Source organism: Pedobacter polysacchareus (genome assembly GCF_019802255.1).
Classification (GTDB): Bacteria; Bacteroidota; Bacteroidia; order Sphingobacteriales; family Sphingobacteriaceae; genus Pedobacter; species Pedobacter polysacchareus.
This window is the reverse complement of the sequence record NZ_JAHYSS010000002.1, coordinates 446267-465587: the sequence shown is the minus strand read 5'-3', so window position 1 is coordinate 465587 and position 19321 is coordinate 446267. Positions and strand designations below refer to the sequence as shown.

The following is a 19321-nucleotide window of genomic DNA, read 5'->3' as shown; positions in this document are numbered from 1 at the left end:
CTGAAATTATCATGAAAAATAAGAACTTACTATATACACTAGCTGTCTTAGCGATTTGCATCACCGGGTCGGGCTGCAAAAAGTATTTGTCAGAAATGCCAGATAACAGAACAACCATCAATTCTAAAGAAAAGGTGGATAAATTATTGGCAGGTGCCTACGATGGCCCTGCGCATTTCGCATTCACCGAAACCATGTCAGACAACGTCTTAGATGGCGGAAAGGTGACTGCATTCGATCAGGTAAATGATTTCTCTTACCGCTGGAAAACTAATGATATTGATGAAGACGGATCCAGTCCGATCGGCTATTGGCTGGCTTGCTATAAATCTATTGCGGTAGCTAATCAAGCCCTGGCCAGCATCGAGAAACTGCAAGGCGCAACTGATATCGCCGCATCAAAAGGAGAAGCTTTATTAATCAGAGCCTACTACCATTTTATGCTGGTTAACCTTTGGGCTAAACACTACAATCCTGCTACTGCTGCAACAGATCTTGGTGTTCCTTATGTTCAGGAAGTAGAAGATGAGCCTTTCAAACGTTACAAACGTGCTTCTGTAAAAGAAGTTTACGACTTTATAGAGAGAGATATGCTGGAAGGAATGGCACTCATTCAAACCAATGCTACTGCCCCAAAATTCAAATTCTCTCCAGAAGCAGCCAAAGCTTTTGCTTCCAGATTTTACCTGTATAAAGGGGATTGGGATAAAGTAATTCAGTACTCTTCGGATATCCTGAAAAATCCTGGTACCCTGCTGAGAGACTGGGCTGTAAAATACAGAGCATTGGGTTCTGACAATGTACTACCGCTTTATTCTTCTACTGAAGAGCCTGCCAATGTGATGGTAGCCAGTGGTAACTGCAGTCAGTACTGGTATTTTTGCATTTTCAACCGTTTCTCATTGACGCTTAGACTTGGACAAACGGTCATTCTTCCTGCAAATACCAATCCATTAGGACTTTCATGGGCTTACGGTTATGTGCAGTATGAAGTGGGTGGAAATATTGTGATCAGAAAATTCAGAAACAATTTCGTGTATACCAATGCTGAGGCTGGAGTTGGAAATGACTACATGGCTTATGTAGCCCTGACTTACGATGAGGTATTGATGAACCGCGCAGAGGCTTATGCCATGAAAGGTGACAATGCCAATGCCATCGCAGATTTGACCCTGCTTTACACTAAAAAACTGGTGAATTACAACCCTGCTACAAGACCATTGACAGAAGCCAGAATATTGACGACTTACCCGAATGCAAAAACCTTACTAACGCCATCTTATCCATTCACATCAGATATCCAGGCGAGTTTAGTACAAGCAGTATCGGAATTAAAAAGAAGAGAATTCACTTTTGAAGGCATGAGGTGGTTTGACAATAGAAGATTCAATATGGAAGTAACCCATACGTTAACCGGATTGCAAAATATTGTATTGACCAAAAATGACCCGAGAAAACAACTTCAAATCCCACAAGTGGCTTTGGAATTTGGCTTAGAACCTAACGAAAGATAATCATGAAAAAAATAATTCCCTTTTTCGCCCTATATATATTAATACTCACGTCCTGCGCTAAAAAAGAAGTGCTGCCTGATCAAAGTCAGCTGGACATTAGTGATCCCGTTAAAACTGCTTTTGACGAATGGATTACCAGCAATTATACCAGCCCTTACAACATCAAAGTGAAATACAAATGGGATGAAGGCGACATGAGCGACTTCGGAAGATACAACATCCCACCTGAGCCACAAAAAGTAAGACTTTTACTGGAACTGCTTCAAAATACCTGGATCGAGTCTTATTCGGAGATTGCAGGTCCTGATTTTGTGAAGAAAATTGCCCCAAGAGAACTAATTTTCAGAGGTGGTGATGACTTGACCACAAATGGTGGTAACGGTGCATGGGGACAAGCTTCAGGAGGAAAAACCATTACGCTTTTCAGTGTCAATGAAATTACCGCCCAGCGTTTGAAAACCCCAGGTGTCTATAACGGTTACAGTGGCCTAATTCACCATGAGTACGCACACATTTTGAATCAGATCAGAAATTTTGACGAGGCTGCCTATAAGCAGATTACCCCTGCAGGTTATACCGCCAACTGGCAGAATTTCGATGACTGGGAGTCCAATCTGGAAGGCTTTGTATCGAGTTATGCAAGAATGAATGTAGGTGAAGATTTTGCCGAAATGGTGAAATTTATGCTAACGATGACCCGCCCGGAATGGGACAATTTCATCAATAGCATTGAGGATGTCGACGGATCTACTACGGCCACTAAAGCCAAAGAAGACCTGAGAAGAAAAGAAGGCTTGGTAGTGAGTTATTTCACTAAAGTTTATGGCATTGACATCTATAAACTGCAGGAAAAAACAGCGCAAAAAAGAACCGCTTATTTGAGTAAACCTTAATTGTACCGCCCGGGAAACCGGGAAGAACCATCACTCAAAATTGTTTAATAGAAAATGAAACTTACAAAGATGAAGACCACTTCTAAAATAAAATTTACTACCGCGGCTATGGCACTAGTCATCCTCATGGCCTCCTGCAGTAAAAAAGACGATAAAATATTCGAGGAAAGCTCGACAATCAGACTGGAAACAGCCAAGCAGGAACTGCGTGCAGATTTAAAATCCTCACCGGAAGGCTGGAAGCTGGTTTATTTCCCAATGTCGACTGAGGCATTATCAGTTGTACCTGGCGCAAACAAAAGCTATTCCTTCTTATTCAAATTCACTGACGATACGCATGTACAGATGAAGTCTACTTTAGACCTAAGCAGACTGGAGACCAGCGAGTACGCGCTTAAACTAGGATCAACCCTGAAATTAGAATTCAGCACTTACAGCATCCTTCATGACCTGGCAGATGCTTCTTTCGCAGAACCAGGGATGGGCGGTAGAGCCAGAGGCGGAGAGTTTGAGTTTTTAAGTTATGGCAGAGCCGACAGAGACCTGATTTTCCAAACCAACAGAAAACATGTGGAGCTGAGATTCGAAAGAGCAACGAAAGAGGATTGGGTAGATATGAATGCTACGATTGGCAATATTCTGGCTACTGATTTCGTAGCACCAGGTTATCTATTCAGCGCCTCACGTGAGGGTACGAAACTAAAAGATTCTATACTTACTTTGACAAAGACTGGAACTAAAACTGTGGCCTTATATACCAAAACAACCAATCCAACTACTGGAGCGGTAACCAAAACATTGACCAGAAGAGCAGGTTTAGGTTATGGTACCAAAGGCATTTACATTATGCCAGGTATTGAGTTTGAAGGCAAGACCTTTTATTTCTTCCAGTGGGATGCGACCAATAAAAAATTCGTATCTAAAATTGGAGACATCACTGCCGAAATCGCAGGGACCTCCGATCCGAAATTCCTCTAATACCCTAATAATAATAATTAGCTACAGCTAATTTAACACCGTCTGTATTTTCTTCCCCCGGAAAATGCAGGCGGTTGTTTTTTTGTCAAAACTGCCAGAATACATTCCATAAGCTTTTATCTTTCCCTATAGTCATTAACTTTACGGAATGAATAAAGAAATTGCAGTCATCTTTGACATGGATGGCGTCATCTGCCATACCAATCCTTATCATTCTCTTGCCTTCCGTGATTTCTTTGCACTTAGAAACCTGGCCCCTACCGAAGCTGAATTTGCCCAGCACATGTATGGAAAAAGCAATAGTTACATCTTCAGCCACTTTTTTAACCGACCAATTACTGGCACTGAGCTCCTGGACCTGGAAGAAGAAAAAGAAGGTCTATTTCGCGAAATCTACAAAGACCACATCGAGCCAATTGCCGGAATTGAAGAATTCATTGCCGACCTGGAAAACCATGGTGTAAAATTAGGTGTAGCCACCTCTGCCCCTTATGCCAACCTCGAGTTGATCCTAAGCAAAGTAGCCATCAGGGAAAAATTAGGTTCTATCCTGGCCAGTGAAGATGTAAAAAAACATAAACCAGATCCGGAAGTGTATTTGACCTCTGCAAGAAATCTGGGCGTCACACCGGATCAATGCCTGGTATTTGAAGATTCTTATTCGGGGATTTCGGCTGCTTTAAATGCAGGAATGCGTGTAGTAGGTGTTTTGACCTCCCATACCATTGAAGAACTGCCAAAATGTGATTTATACATCAACGATTACCAGGAACTGTCGTACGACAAAGTGATTGAATTATTCAAATAAAACAATGCTTGTTTAATACAAAAAACCGGATGGCTGCTGAAAGCAATCATCCGGTTTCTATATTTATTAAATGCTCGATTTTATCTCCGCATGCTTCTCATTTCCATTTTCAGCTGCTGGATCTCCTCTTGCGTGTGTTTGTTTTCCAGGTAATAATAAATCGCAAAGGCCAGGAATATTTTGCCCAATACAAATACTGCAGCAAACACCCATCGCCATGCTTTACGAATGCGCATGTGGCCGTTTTCCCCTTCCACCTCGATAAACTGCTCGCTTTTACGTGATCTTGGGCGACTTCTTTCTACCGGCTCATCGCCAATCAGGTATTCCATTTTTGGATGTTCCATCTTAGGTCTTTTTACCAATTCATTCATACTGGTTTCAATCCTGTTCCAGGTATTTGGCGGCGGCGCAATGGCCATGTGTTCCGCAATACGTTCCAGATCGGCTTCCAGGATAGCCAATGCTTCGTCGATCTGAGGATGACGGGATTTAAGGGCTAACAATTCTTCAATTTCAGCTTCGGTGGCAATACCTAATATATAGGTCTCCAACACGCCGCTTTCCAGATACTCTTCTATCTTAACCATCACTTCTCATAATTAGGAAAGCCTCTTTTAAAGTCTTTCTGGTTAAATCCTCAGTTGTATTTAGTGCTATCGAAAGTGATGAAATCGTCTTCCCATGGTGATAAACACCACAGAAAACACTTCTTTGCAATTCATTTAAACGGTCAAGATAAGTATTGACTGGCTGAGCTAATGCTACACCTGACTCAACATGAGTTGTTTCATAGGGATTACCCACATGAAACAACTGCAATTTTGCCTTTGCAAATTTAAGTAGGCTGCACCAGCTACTGACCTGTTCCTGATTCGGAATCTCGTCCCTCAGGGAGAGGGCAGAAAATATCTTTATTAAATAATCTTCGGCTAACTTTCGGTCTTTTACCACTTCAAATATATAGCCTAATAGCATTCCCGCATGCTTATCATAAAGATAGCGAATGCTTTGGGATGGATGATCTATGATCACCTGAGAGGTAGATTTGGGCATGATTAAATCTAAATTAACTAAAGTTTAGGAAAATCAAAAATAAAATCAACCTATGCCGCTACACTATCTGGTTGTTTCTTATTCATTTTAAAGATAAAAAACATAATGATAATAGACAACAGTATCAGGATGAGATAACTGTAGCTTAGGTTTCTTTCATCCTGCGCAGGTACAATACTCACAATACCATAGCTTAATAACGAAACAATGACATAAGTGAATCCTCCGGTCAGTCCGCCTGCAATTCCTGCATTTTTAGGGAATTTACTCAGGCAGAAAGTGAAATAATTGTTAAACGTATAACCTGCACCCACATGAATAATAAATGCAAAGAAGATCAGGGAATATAAGTTGCTGATGAAGTTAAGGCTCAAAATCATAACGGCAACGAATGCCAGCTGCAGGCCTACATTCAAAGCTAGCCTGCTGAAAAAAGGTTTATTGATCGTTGCTTTACCGATAAAACCACCTACCATCCAGGCAAAACCCAATACCAAGGAGCTGTAACCGGCAATTACCGGAGAGAAATGAAGCTCATGTTCAATGATAAAAGGGCCGGTCATGTTGTACACCATCACCATACAATAAGCCAATCCCAGCATCACAATCCCCAGGGTAAAACTGGCAGTTTTAATCATCTCCAGATAGATATTTACAATCTTTCTGAAGTTAAACTCAGTCACATGGACCAGTGTTTCTCCACTGTAAATCAATTCGAGTACCGCAAAAACTACGGCAAAGCCAGCCAGAAAATAGAAATTGGATTCCCAGCCGAAAGCAGCTTGCAGATACCCACCTACAAAAGGCGCAACAATAGGTCCGGTAGACCAGATAATTGAAAATAAGCTGAGGTAATGCTTCAATTCGTCGCCTTTGAAAACATCTACAAAGTAGGCTCTTTTCGCGACTACAATCGCGCCAACAGTGAGGCCATGGATCACACGCATCGCATAAATCAGGTAAATGTTATGGGTCAAAGCAATCACCAGACTCGCTGCTGCAAAAATCAGCAGTGAAACCAGACAAACTTTATACCTGCCAAAGCTATCGAGCACACTCCCGATAAATAGCTGGGAAACCCCATAACTGATCAGGAAAATACTTAAGGTAAGCTGGACCTGAATACTGGAAACATTCAAAACGCCAGCCATTGTAGGCAGCGAAGGGATATAAATATCGGTAGCAAAACCCGATAAAGGAAGTAAAGCAAAAGCAAGCCAGGTAGCGATTTGCTGATGGTTTTCTTTTATTGTTTTTGTTTTGGAAAGACTTGTCATCATAGATGCGGCAAAATTAACAATTTACCAGCAGGGAGAATTATGAGAATCAAACATGCGATTACACAATTCAACTAAAGCAAACAAGAAATCGGCATTATTACCCCTCAAAAGCAATAAAAACGCTAAATCGCCCTATAGCTCAAAAACAAAAATTACACAATTCAAACAAAGAAGCACTATCCATTTCTCTTCAATGCCAGGAAAAAGACAGTGCCCTGGCCCAAGGCACTTTTGGCATAAATTTTCGCATTCATGATGCTGGCCATCTCATAAGAAATGCTCAGGGCAAGGCCGGCACCATGGTTTTGATTTTCCTCACCCTCTGAAGCGGCTAAAGTAAAGAGATGGTCTATTTTTTCCTGGCTCATTCCTACGCCCTGGTCTTTAATGCTCACAATGATTTCATCTGCTTTCTCCTCGATTGCAACGGTAATGATCCCCCCAACCGGCGAAAACTTAGTCGCATTGTTTAGCATATTACGAAGGATAAAAAGCAGCATTTGCTTGTGTGCGCATACGCTGACTTCTTCCGCAACCTCCAATTCCAAACGAATCATTTTCTTCTCCTGCCCCATCTGGAAAAACGTATTGGCTTCATGGATGAGTGCTTTGAGCATCAACTTTTCAGGATGGTATTCAAAGCCATTTTTCTTCGATTTAATCCATTCCAGCAGCCCATCCATAAAGGAAAGGCTCTTTAGTGCAGTCCCATTGAGCTCCCTCATGATTTCCAGCTTTTCGGCTTCTCCCAGCAAATCCACCTCTTCATTAAAAATACTGGAAAGCATCACCACCGTACTGAATGGCTGTCTGACATCATGTGCAATCACAGAAATCAGCATGGTATTGAAATGATTTGTCTTCTGCAGTTCTGTATTCTGGCGCAGGGTCAACTCATGCAGTTTCCGCTGGGCTTCCGCATGTTCTTTTTTTACCCGCAGCGAGCGGTATACAAAAAACAGCAAGGCTACGCTGAGTGCAAATAAACAGCCTAATAAAGCCATCAGCCGAAACCTGGAATCCGCTTTACTTTTAAGCTCCAGGTTTTCATTTTCCCGCAGGGCGAAATTCAGGTAATTATAACCTGACTGATCCGCAGCCTTCGCAATTTGGTCCCTTTTTGCTAATAAAAGAGAAACATAGTAATAAGCTTTTTCCGGCTGTCCATGTGATTTATAATACCGGTATAATTTCTCCGCGAAGGTGGTGTAATATTCCGCATAACCGAATTCTTCAGATGCTTCCAGTCCATTGGTCAGGTAATTGATACCCAGCTGATCCTTTTTCTGATCCAACATCATATCACTGAGCGCAGCATAAGTCCAAACTTTTACACTTCCGAAGCCCATCAGATCTGCTTGTTTCAAGGCGTTCAGCAGCGTGTCCAGCCCCGCCTGTTTCTGGCCTTCCTCATATAGCGTCACACCAGCCGTGGCGTTGTAAAAAATCATCATGCGTTGGTCCTGATATTTTTTAGCAATCGCATATCCTTCGTCAAAAAGCGCTTTAAACTGTGGCTTGCTTAGGCTGGTATCGATGTCCAGGTATTTACTGATGAGGATAGAACGGAGAGAATCTTTTTTCAGCGACTTACTCTTTTCGTAGGCTTCCTGAATATATTGCAGGGCATTACCGCCCGACTTATTCACCGAGATCAGCGTGGCCATGTTCATCTTCACCTGACAAATGCCTTCCAGATCATCTATTTTTTTATAGATCTGCAGTGCATCATTAAAATACTTGGCGGAGAGGTAATTATTAATCGCGATGTAATAGATGCCCTGACAATTAAATGCATCCGACAATCCTTTCTGATACTGATGTCTGAGGGCTATCCCTTCTGCTTTTTGCGCATAATACAGGCAGGAATCCCGGTATTGCAGGTGGGAAAGCATACCAATACGATTGAGTACATCTACATAGACGATGCTGTCTTTAACCTTCGGCAGGATAGATTCCAGTTTTCTAACCTCTGCGATTTGAGAAAACCCTTTGGTACTGCCGAACCATAAAGTGAGCACCAGCACAGCAAACAGCAATCTTTTATGACTGGAGAATACAGGTTGATCAGGCATAATTGGCTATAGAGAGGGCGTTTGTATGCATCTTATTATTTTCCTTAAAAATAAGCAATAATTCTACAGCTAAGTTATTTTTATATATTTATAAATAGGTTCAATTGCTCAATCATTTCACACTCTTAAAAGAGGTGATGCTCTTAAAACAGATATTCGTATGAAAATAACGCCCTCAATTTTAAGCAGATGCAGTCGCTTAGCCATGCTGATCTCTTTCCTTTTTTTTAGCAGGAATGCCAATTCACAACCCAGCATTTTATGGAAATTCAAAACAGATACGGCGGTATACAGCACAGCTGCCATTCATCAGAACCTAGTTTATTTTGGAAGCGGGGACCACAGTTTCTACGCGTTAAACAAGCTTTCGGGTAAAGTCCAGTGGAAATTTAAAACCAAAGGCGCAATACATTCAGATCCATTGATCCATGGCAATATGGTAATTTTCTCCAGTGCCGATGGAAAAGTATATGCATTGGACCATCAAAATGGAAAACTGATCTGGAGCTTTGCCACTAAAGGAGAACAACAATACGATGCCTGGGATTATTACCTCTCTTCTCCCGTTGTGGCTGATCAGATGGTTTATTTTGGCAGTGGAGACAGCAGCATTTACGCAGTCGATGTAGACAACGGAAAACAGCACTGGTCTTTTAAAACCGGAGGCATTGTACATGCTACACCGCTAGTTAAAGACCACAAAGTACTGGTAGGCAGCTATGACGGATTATTTTATGCCCTGGACAGTAAATCCGGCAAGCTCATCTGGAAATTCAAAACCGTTGGAGATCTGTATTTCCCAAAAGGTGAGATACAGAAAGCGGCAGCCGCAAACGAAAATGCGGTACTCTTTGGCAGCCGGGATTTCAATATATATTCACTCAGCTTAAAAACCGGAACCGGACTCTGGAACAGGAAAGAAGGTGGCAGCTGGATCATTGCCGCCCCCCTGCTTGATCAGGATCGGCTGTTTGTGGGGACTTCGGATACTCATCGGTTTTACAGTATGGGCAGCACTTATGGTGATATAAAATGGACTTTACCACTCAATATGAGGGTGTATGGCGCTGCTGCTTTTATAAATAAGGAGTTGGTTTTCGGCTGCTTCAATGGCCGCCTGTATTTTGTAGATCCCGAATCCGGAAAGGTCAATGCGACTTTCCAAACCGAAGAAAGCAAAAAGTATTATTCCTTATTATTCGATGAAAAGGACGCCGTCCGAAAAGATATTGATCCGGATGGAAAGAACTATCTGGAAGTAGAAAAAAGAATCCTTGCTTTAGGAGCGATCCTCTCTACACCAACAGTAGAAAAAGAGCTGGTTTATTTCGGCGACTCCAATGGCTATTTCTACGCGCTAAAAAGATAATGCCAGGCCCTAAGAAAATAAGGAGAATTACCCCTTATTTTCTGCCAGGGCCTTAACTTTCTCTAAAGCCTGGGGCCAGGTGTCCATCATATAATCTTCATATTCCTCCACAATATCAAGGCTAATGCTCCATTCTGTTTGCCCGTCAACTTCAGTCAGGGTGTAATTTTCGTACGCACCTGCCCATTCTTTTACTTTTTCACTTTCCAGGTCTTCCTTTCCATTGATCACATCCCCAAGATGCCTGATGGATAAAAATTTGCCAGGGATATTTTCCGCAATTTCAGAAACCATTCCATTTCCCTTGCCGTCCAGAAAGATCGCTTTACTCCCCTTCTTCCAGTCTGTTTTCACGTCGGAGCCTTCCGCAAACACCGCAGTCCAGATCGGATAAGTATCCTTACCCAGCAATACTTCCCATATTTTCTCCGGAGCAGCATTGATCATCGTTTTAAATGCCAGTTTTTTCATGATTTCAATTTTTAAGGTTTAGCTTTCAGGAGTGATCCCTTAATTGGTTCCAATTGATCAGTGGATTAATTCCAGCAACCGTTCAGCAATTCAAATATAACATGAAGCTTCCGATTTAACGCTCCGTAATTGCGACAAAAACAGGGGTCTTTCCCGCCAAAACCAATATCCTGCTGCTGCGATCCAAAAAACAAACCCGCTTACATTTGAGCAGCACATAATTAATCGTAATTTTAGCGCGGGGTAATATCATGGTTTCTTTAAGCGAATATTCTGAGGATGAACTTGCTGGTTTATTAAAAAACGGCAGTGAAGCTGCATTTAGTGAAGTCTATTCCCGCTATTGGGATAAAATGTATGTAGTGGCCCGAAAACGGCTGGATGATGCCATAGAAGCGGAAGAAATTGTTCAGGACGTATTCTGTAATTTATGGAGAAGAAGGGCTGGTTTCGAGCTGCACAAAGGCTTTAACAACTATTTTTCTGTTGCCGTTAAGTTTGAAGTGATCAATAGATTACAGAAAAGATCCCGCACCCAGCGCTTTGAAAAAGACTGGAGCAATGAAGTAACGGAAGTAGACGAGAGTACGCAGGATCAGCTTAGTTTTAATGAACTCCAGCAATTACTGGAACTGACCGTTAAAACTCTGCCGGAAAAATGTCAGTTGGTATTCCGCTTAAAACACGAGGCTGGATATTCTCAGAAACAGATTGCCGAAACCATGGACATCTCTGAAAAAACCGTAGAAGCACATTTATCGAAAGCCAGAAAAACGATAAAAAACAACCTTGGTGCTGTCGGCATGCTCTTATTATTGATCGATTTATAACCACTTATGATCCAGATATAAAATATTTTCTTTCGCAGTAAGGGATTGTTGCTTCAGCCTTGGCTATCTAATAAAAGCAGCAGTTTTACCTGATGGAAAAAGACAAATATCTACAGCAGTTAGCAGAAAAATGGAAAAACGGGACCATCAGTCCTGCTGAACAACTTGAATTTAACCAATGGTATGATGCCTTTGACGATTCCATGCTCGAAGATCCGGAAACAAAAGAAAGTGCTGCTGAATTAAAAGACCGCATATATGCCCGTATTTTAAGCCGGGAAAACATAGCTACTGCCGCAGAGCATGCTGCTCAGCATCATGATGCGAAAGTACTTCCAATGCCTAAAGCTGCAAAACCGATTTCTTTCTGGATCAGCATTGCTGCCGCAGCTGCTATTTTTATAGCCATTGCTGCTGCACTGATCTTTTTACCTCCTCCAAAAAACAATACGGTCAATACATTGGCTCAAAACCAGGCGCATGACCTTAAGCCCGGCGGGCAAATTGCCACATTAACCCTGGCAGATGGCCATACCGTATCCTTAAATCAACTTAAAACTGCTGAACTGATTGAACAAACCGGCATCAGCATCCATAAATCAAAAGAAGGCGTATTGGTTTACCGTGTTAAAAACGGCAAATCAGCGGCTTTAACACCAGAATTTAACACTTTATCCACCCCTATTGGCGGTACTTATCAGATTGAACTGCCTGATGGCAGTAAAGTTTGGTTAAATGCTGCCAGTTCCATACGCTTTCCGGCTTCCTTTGAGGGCTTAAAGGAACGTAAAGTGGAATTAAAGGGCGAGGCATATTTTGAGGTAGCGAAGGATAAAACCAAACCGTTCAAGGTGTCCCGTAACCAACAGGAAGTGGAAGTTTTAGGTACACATTTCAATGTGAATGCCTATTCAAATGAAGGACCAATCAAGACTACTTTACTGGAAGGTTCAGTATCGCTGCATTTGAGCAATGGCCCTTCCGCGAAGCTGCAACCTGGTGAGCAGGCTGTATTTAAAGATGGAAAATGGAACATCAAAGCCGTAAATGCAGCAGATGTAATTGCCTGGCAAAAGGGAAATTTTGTCTTTAACGACGAAGAGCTGAGCAGTATTCTCCGTCAATTAGAACGTTGGTATGGCGTCCAGGTAGATTATAGCCAGGTGCCAGACCGCAAGTTCAGCGGTGTAATTTCTAAAAACGTATACCTTTCCAAGGTGTTAAAAATGTTGGAATTAGCAGGAGACGTTCATTTAAACCTGGAAGGGAATACCATTAAAGCAGCCAAATAAACAACGTCCTTCATGAAATAAATATCCCGGTTAAAAATCACATACTTTAAACCTCATCAATTAATCCACCTACTTTAAACCATAAACTATAGCAAAAACCTTTACGAAAAAAACAAGCACATCAGCTTTAGCAAGAAATAAACCCTGGGGGCTTATCATTTAAACAGCATGTAGATGATCCTATATTTTTTTGTGCAGCAACACAAAAAAAGTAGCCGGTAGTGCAGCAACACTACCGGCGTTTTAAGGAAGCATCTTCATCAAACAATGAATCCGTTAACAATATCAACCACCTTAACCTAACAAATTTATGAATTTCAACCTTCAAAGCAAGGGTGTTTATGACCGAATTACGGGCTTAAATTTATCCGGCTTTTTAAAGTCCAAACCAATTTTTATTATGAAATTAGTAGCAGTCCTGCTCACTGTATTGTGTTTACAAGTGAGTGCGGAAGGTTTTTCCCAGAAGATTACGATTGTCAGAAGTAATGCTTCTCTAAAAAGTGTACTTCAGGAAATTAGAAAACAAAGCGGTTATGAACTGTTATACAGCTCTGATTTATTACAAAAAGCCGCACCAGTCAGCATCCAGATTCGCAATTCAAAACTGGAAGATGCCTTAAATCAAACTTTAAAAGGGCAGAATTTCGGCTATGAAATTATTGAAAAGACCATATTAATTAAACCATTAAGTCAGGCGGTAAAAAATGCAGACCCTATAACTGCAGTAAGCCGGTTGAAAACCGTACGTGGCCGGGTCCTGACCGAAGATCAGCAGCCATTACCTGGGGTAATTATCGCTGAAAAAGGCAGCAACAACAAAACAGCTACCAATTCCCAAGGCGAGTTTGAGCTTAAAAATGCAGCTGATGATGCCACAATTACTGCCGCTTATATTGGTTATGAAACGGTAGAAATCGCGACAAAAGGCCAGAACAAATCTTTAACTATTCAATTAAAACCGAGCAATACCAAACTTCAGGAAGTAGCGATCACCCTTTCTACTGGTTACCAGAACCTGCCTAAAGAACGCGCCACCGGCTCTTTCAGTTTTGTAGATAAGAAAAAGCTAAGCATCACCAACCTCGCCTCCACCAATTTCGCCAAAGGACTTGAAGGTATGGTTCCGGGATTGCTGGTAGGCCCAAACGGAGAGATGCAGGTTCGAGGCGTATCCTCTATTAAAACGGGTACCAGACAAGTACTCATCGTAGTAGACGGCTTTCCTGTGGAAAGCGGAAACATGACCATAAACCCCAATGATATTGAAAACATCACCGTGCTAAAAGATGCGGCAGCAGCTTCGATATGGGGGGTTAGGGCTTCAAACGGAGTTATTGTGATCACCACAAAAAATGGAATAGCCAGTGATGGTAAAGCCATTTTTGATTTCAGTACGAGCTTAAGCATCGACGAGGCACCCGATTTCTCTACACAAAGAATTGCAAGCACTGCTGATTATATCGACTTCGAAGTGGAAACCATCAAGAAAGGATGGTTTAATCCTGCTACCGCCGACAATGCCAACTATTCAAAAGTGGCAGAATTGTTCTATAAAAAATACAAAGGTTTATTGAATGATGCACAGGTACAGGAAGGCATCGACAAGCTGAAAAAACTGAACTCCTTAGACCAGCAAAACTTAATTTACCGCAAAGCAGTACAACGACAGCTCAACCTTTCTGTACGTGGCGGCACGGAAAAACACAAGTTTGCCATCTCTTCTTTTTATACCAATCAGCTGGTCGCTAACGTAGGCAGTAAAAATGACCAGTTCATCCTGAACGTTAAAAACAGCTTGCAGGTATTGCCAAAATTGACGCTATCCTTAGGACTGAATACTACTTATGCCAACAGAACCGGCAACAGAACGGGTTATGATTTCGCCACTAGCCGTCCTTACCAGACCTTTTTAGACGACAATGGTGGTTATGTATCACACGGTTCTAAAATCGCTGAGCATTTGAAACAAGGCTATTATGATAAAGGATACAAGAACTGGGATGTCAATCCTTTACAAAACATAGAAAACACCCATACAAAGACGAATACCTTCGCGACCAGAATTAACGTTGGCGCTGATTACAAAGTGGTCGAAGGCGTAAACATTACTTCTCAATTTCAAACAGAGCTGCTTTCTAACCAAACCGACAACCTACAGAATTTAAACACTTATTATGTAAGAAACCTGGCCAATACCTGGAGGGTTTTAGATCCGGTAAAGAACACTTATGTCAACAAATTCCCTGTGGGCCCGGTGTACGACAAATTGAAAGATCGTCAGAACAGCTGGACTTTCCGGAACATGGTCAATGTGGATCAGCAGATCGGTACAGACCATTCCATTACTGGAATTGCAGGGATGGAACTGCGAAAAATCGACCGCAAAAGCAATACAGAAAGGTATTACAACTATAATCCCCAGGCCTTAACCGTTGATTATTTCGATGCTGCAGCGATTGCTTCGAATGCGCTCACCTCAACAGGCAGTTATGAATCCTATACATGGAATCCCCAGTTTGCTGAAAATGACAACCGGTTCTTCTCTTTATTCGCCAATGCAGCTTATACTTATAAGAACAAATACACGGTTTCGGGAAGTATCCGTACCGATCAGAGTAACCTTTTTGGAACAGACCCTCAATACCGTTACCGCCCGTTATGGAGTGCTGGAGCGAGCTGGAATGCCACAAATGAGTCCTTCTTAAAGCCAGTTACTTTCCTGAACAAATTGATTTTAAGAGCGACTTACGGGATCAACGGAAACATTGGAAACTCCAGCCCCTACCCCATTGCAGGCACTGGAAAAAACTTCAGTACCCAGGAAAACATGTTAACGTTTACCAATCCTGAAAACCAGGCATTGCGTCCGGAAAAAACAGCGACCATCAATTTTGGTTTAGATTTCGGCGTGTTCAACAATAGAATTACCGGATCCCTGGATCTTTATAGAAAGAAAAGCTACGACTTACTAGGCAACAGTATTTTAGATCCGACCACCGGATTTGAAAAGGCAGAAATGAACACCGCCACGATGACCAACAGGGGAATTGAACTGAACCTGAGTGCCAGAATCTTACAGGGCGAACTGCGTGTAAATGCCGATTTCACCTTTGGCTATAATAAAAACAGGGTAACCGATGTGTTGGCACCCAGCAATACCGCCAGCACTTACGTAGCAGGTATAAGCCCGGTTAAAGGATTACCATTGAGTTATTTATACAGTTATAAATGGGCTGGTCTTTCCGACAAAGGAGAACCACAAATTTATGATGCCAATGGAAATATCAGAAGCTGGTCGGCAACAAGGATAACAGATGTGAATGCCTTGAAATACGTAGGTACAATGGATCCACCAATTTATGGTGGATTAATGGTCAATATCGCCTATAAAAACTTCATCCTGACGCCACAATTCACTTATAAATTTGGTCATGTCATGCGCATCAATACTACCCGTACGGATCTGAATGCTGGATTATCCAACGACATTTCCCAGAGATGGCAAAACCCGGGTGATGAGCTGAACACCAATATCCCGCGCGTTTACAACACCGCTTCAATTGATGCAAGATGGAACGATTATTACAAAAAAGCGGATCTTTGGGATGATGATGCTTCATTTATTCGCTTAAGGTCATTGAGTCTTTCGTACCAGCTGCCACAGAAATTCCTGCACAAGGTATTTACTGCAGCCAGCATCACCGGACAGGCGAACAACTTATGGTTATGGACAGCCAACAAGCAAAACCTGGATCCTGATTACACAACTTTAAGCACAGGAAGCATCGGTTATCCTGCTGTCAAAAATTATGTGATCTCTTTGAATCTTAACTTTTAACCGCAACATTCATGAAAACATTATATAAATATTCATTGATCTTATTGGTATTGCTGTTCGCTTCCTGCGACAAATACCTGGATGTAAAGCCTAAAGGGGTGGTAATTCCAACAACTTTAGAAGATTACCAGGCTTTATTGAGTGCTGGACAAGAGATCACCAGAACCTCTAACAATACCATTTATATGTCCGATGAGCTGAATCTCCCTGACAATAACCGCGCTGGAGCCATTGGTTATGCCGGTAATGCCATGATTAAAGCTTATGATTTCCAGGATGAATTGTTTGACGTCACAGAAGATGATGCAGACTGGAGAATCGCCTACCGCACGATTTATATCTGCAACACAATTTTATCAGGTTTGGAGACCAATACGGAAAACAACCCGACACAAAGAGATCAGGTAAAAGGGGAAGCATTGGTACACCGCGCCTTTTGCAACCTAACCCTGGTCAATGAATATGCGAAACATTACAGCACCAGCGCAGCTACTGATCCGGGTATTCCTTTACCTCTAAAAGCAGACATCAATGCACTATTGCCTCGTGCTCCCGTTAAAACTGTTTATGCGCAAATCGAGCAGGATTTACTGGAAGCCGCAGCAATTTTACCGGAAAAATCCACTTATACTTACCGGCCGAACAAAGCGGCAGCTTATGGGGTATTGGCCAGAATGTATCTGTATATGGGCAACTGGAACAGCGCATTTCAATATGCAGACCGAGCTTTTAAACTGAGTAATTTCATCTATGATTACAACGACCTTAAATTTAGTAACCCGAACAACAAACCAGCCAGTCAGATTTTAGGGATGCCATCAGTCACCTTAGATAAAAAACACATTGTGCTGCATAAATTTCATAACATAGCCGGCAGTTTCAACTACTATTTCACTTATTCTGATGTGCAAAAGGCCTTGTATGAAAATGGCGACCTAAGGCTAGAATTTGGCTCCAGTCCAACGAATTACTCAGGGGTAGCCTATCCCAATGGAGGTTTGGCTATGTTCGATCTAAAAGGGCCTTACGACTATAACAATGCAGGAATCACCACACAGGAATTGCTTTTAATGCGTGCTGAAGCATCTGCACGTTTAGGCAATACCATCCCAGCTCTGGAAGATTTAGAACTGCTGCGCATCAAGCGTTTCTCCCCAAAAAACTATGTTAAACTCAGTGCATCAAGCCCTGCGGAAGCAGTTAATTTAGTACTTAGAGAGCGTAGATTGGAATTAACCTTTTCTAATGCCCGCCTGATTGACATCAAACGTGGTAATCTGGAAGGCAGAAACATCAGCATTGTTCATGGCACAAAAACACTGCCTGCAAATGATCCGAAGTTTGTGTTGCCGATTCCTTCTAAAGTGATGAGTTTAAACCCCAACATCGTTCAAAATCCAAGATAATTAAATGAAAAAATTATTATTATCCGCCTTGCTGATCAGCTCAACGCTGGTCGGCCAGGCAATAACCGTCATCAAAGGCACCATCAAAACCAGTAATGACCGCAGCTTTCTGATTTCCTTAAAAGAGGTCGTTCCTTTCTCTTCCGGCAAAAAACCATTGCTGGTAAAAATCAATACAGGAAACCGCAGCACTTTCAGCCTGAAAACAGCGCTCAAAACTGCGGGATTTTATAGTTTAAGTGTGGTGATGGAAGCCGGAAAAAACAAATCGGTCAATACCAGTGTCCTTTACCTAAATCCAAACCAGACGCTGAACCTGGAATACCTGCCTATTGGGTCATTCGGCCTAACCTGTAACTACAGTAAAATTAAAGACCTGAACAATCAGGCTTTAGTAGGAATTCAGGAAAAATACAACCAGCAGAGCAGAGTAATGTTTCAAAAAAACCTGGATACAGCCGGACTTAAAACCGACCTTCAAGCGTTCTTCTTCATCGCAGACAGTCTGACGGAGGGTAAAAAACTAGCCCCTGAGGTTCAGAAATACCTGAAATTTAAAGCATTCGACACGTATCAGAGTAATTTATTCCGTTTCAGTTCAGATTACATCAGGGCCTCAAAAACTAAGGCACAATTGCCGGCCAGCTATTACAATGGCCCGGTCGCTTTCCTGCCCTATTACCAGGATCCGGTAGTAGAACTGTTCCCAAACGCAACTTACAACCTGATCAAGTATATTGAACTCCAAACTAAAGGAGCCCCATTTAACAAGAGAAAAACACTGGCAGAAGTCAGCAGCGAACTGAACTGGATCAAACAGCGGAGCCTTGCGCCAAATGTAGTAGATGACCTGGTAAGATACCTGCTATCTGCCTACATCAACACCTACAAGGTTTCTGCTGATTTTGATCAGGAGCTAAAAGATTTCAATGTTCAAGCAGAAAACATTAAAGATGCCGCTTTGCGCAATCAGATAAAGAAAAGTTTTGAAAACTTAAGATATACCATGAAAGGAGCCGCATTACCTCTGGTATCCTTTGAAAATATGGCAGGAGACACGGTTAATTTAGCATCCTTCAAAGGCAAGTATCTATTTATTGACCTATGGGCTTCCTGGTGTGTTCCCTGTATCAAAATGACCCCTTATGTGCAAGCGCTGGAAAAACAGTATGAAGGCAGGAACATTAATTTTGTGGCCATTTCCATTGATGCAAACCGCCAGAACTGGCTAAGTAAAATGAGGGATTTGCAGCTGCATGGCCATCAATATCTGGATCTCCCCGGGGCATTTGCCAAGCAATTAAACATCACTGGCATCCCGCATTACCTGATTTATGACAAGGAAGGAAAACTATTGGTTTTTCAAACGGATATGCCGGATAACCCAAGCTTAAAAGCCCTGATTGACGGACTTCCAGGATTATAATTGCTGAGCTTCCTGTATGCTAATCAACGATTTTTAGGAATGACAATCGACGAAATCCCAACTCCCCCCCTCTTATATAACC

At 42.0% G+C, this 19321-nt stretch carries 15 protein-coding genes; 10 read left to right on the top strand and 5 right to left on the bottom strand.

Annotated features, from left to right (window positions below):
• Nucleotides 1-11: 11 nt before the first annotated feature.
• From K7X70_RS05890 to K7X70_RS05875, 4 genes are all read left to right on the top strand, one after another.
• Nucleotides 12-1514: a RagB/SusD family nutrient uptake outer membrane protein gene (locus K7X70_RS05890; RefSeq protein WP_222536177.1), complete on the top strand. Its 1503-nt coding sequence runs from the start codon at nt 12-14 to the stop codon at nt 1512-1514.
• A gap of 2 nt (nt 1515-1516) precedes the next feature.
• On the top strand, nt 1517-2407 hold the full coding sequence (locus tag K7X70_RS05885) for a substrate import-associated zinc metallohydrolase lipoprotein (RefSeq protein WP_222536176.1): 891 nt from the start codon (nt 1517-1519) through the stop codon (nt 2405-2407).
• Between the two features lie 54 nt (nt 2408-2461).
• Nucleotides 2462-3385: a DUF4302 domain-containing protein gene (locus K7X70_RS05880; RefSeq protein ID WP_222536175.1), complete on the top strand. Its 924-nt coding sequence runs from the start codon at nt 2462-2464 to the stop codon at nt 3383-3385.
• 148 nt (nt 3386-3533) lie between these two features.
• Nucleotides 3534-4193 carry an HAD family hydrolase gene (locus K7X70_RS05875; protein ID WP_222536174.1) on the top strand — a complete coding sequence of 220 codons (660 nt, stop codon included), beginning with the start codon at nt 3534-3536 and terminating at the stop codon, nt 4191-4193.
• An 80-nt stretch (nt 4194-4273) separates the two neighbouring features.
• Here the strand turns inward: K7X70_RS05875 and K7X70_RS05870 are convergent, their stop codons facing one another.
• The 4 genes from K7X70_RS05870 to K7X70_RS05855 all read right to left on the bottom strand — a co-directional run bounded on the left by K7X70_RS05870 (nt 4274) and on the right by K7X70_RS05855 (nt 8604).
• Nucleotides 4274-4783, bottom strand: a complete 510-nt coding sequence (locus K7X70_RS05870) for a hypothetical protein (protein WP_222536173.1) — start codon at nt 4781-4783, stop codon at nt 4274-4276.
• On the bottom strand, nt 4776-5249 hold the full coding sequence (locus tag K7X70_RS05865) for an RNA polymerase sigma factor (protein WP_222536172.1): 474 nt from the start codon (nt 5247-5249) through the stop codon (nt 4776-4778). Before K7X70_RS05865 ends, K7X70_RS05870 begins: the two co-directional genes overlap by 8 nt.
• 50 nt (nt 5250-5299) lie before the next feature.
• Nucleotides 5300-6529, bottom strand: coding sequence for an MFS transporter (locus K7X70_RS05860; RefSeq protein WP_222536171.1), 1230 nt, complete (start codon nt 6527-6529; stop codon nt 5300-5302).
• Between the two features lie 176 nt (nt 6530-6705).
• Complete coding sequence (locus tag K7X70_RS05855) at nt 6706-8604, bottom strand: sensor histidine kinase (protein ID WP_222536170.1); 1899 nt, start codon at nt 8602-8604, stop codon at nt 6706-6708.
• A gap of 160 nt (nt 8605-8764) precedes the next feature.
• On the opposite strand from K7X70_RS05855, the gene K7X70_RS05850 reads away from it, so the two are divergent.
• Nucleotides 8765-9973, top strand: a complete 1209-nt coding sequence (locus K7X70_RS05850; RefSeq protein ID WP_222536169.1) for an outer membrane protein assembly factor BamB family protein — start codon at nt 8765-8767, stop codon at nt 9971-9973.
• A gap of 27 nt (nt 9974-10000) precedes the next feature.
• Here K7X70_RS05850 and K7X70_RS05845 read toward each other — a convergent pair whose 3' ends face one another.
• Entirely contained in the window at nt 10001-10444 is a 444-nt protein-coding gene (locus K7X70_RS05845) for an SRPBCC domain-containing protein (RefSeq protein WP_222536168.1), read from the bottom strand.
• A gap of 251 nt (nt 10445-10695) precedes the next feature.
• Here K7X70_RS05845 and K7X70_RS05840 point away from each other — a divergent pair, with 251 nt between their 5' ends.
• The 5 genes from K7X70_RS05840 to K7X70_RS05820 all read left to right on the top strand — a co-directional run bounded on the left by K7X70_RS05840 (nt 10696) and on the right by K7X70_RS05820 (nt 19239).
• Nucleotides 10696-11274: an RNA polymerase sigma factor gene (locus K7X70_RS05840; RefSeq protein WP_222536167.1), complete on the top strand. Its 579-nt coding sequence runs from the start codon at nt 10696-10698 to the stop codon at nt 11272-11274.
• A 92-nt stretch (nt 11275-11366) separates the two neighbouring features.
• Complete coding sequence (locus K7X70_RS05835; protein ID WP_222536166.1) at nt 11367-12566, top strand: FecR family protein; 1200 nt, start codon at nt 11367-11369, stop codon at nt 12564-12566.
• Nucleotides 12567-12966: 400 nt separating this feature from the next.
• Entirely contained in the window at nt 12967-16407 is a 3441-nt protein-coding gene (locus tag K7X70_RS05830) for a SusC/RagA family TonB-linked outer membrane protein (RefSeq protein WP_222536165.1), read from the top strand.
• A gap of 11 nt (nt 16408-16418) precedes the next feature.
• Nucleotides 16419-17813, top strand: a complete 1395-nt coding sequence (locus tag K7X70_RS05825) for a RagB/SusD family nutrient uptake outer membrane protein (RefSeq protein ID WP_222536164.1) — start codon at nt 16419-16421, stop codon at nt 17811-17813.
• A gap of 4 nt (nt 17814-17817) precedes the next feature.
• Nucleotides 17818-19239 carry a TlpA family protein disulfide reductase gene (locus tag K7X70_RS05820; RefSeq protein WP_222536163.1) on the top strand — a complete coding sequence of 474 codons (1422 nt, stop codon included), beginning with the start codon at nt 17818-17820 and terminating at the stop codon, nt 19237-19239.
• Nucleotides 19240-19321 lie beyond the last annotated feature (82 nt).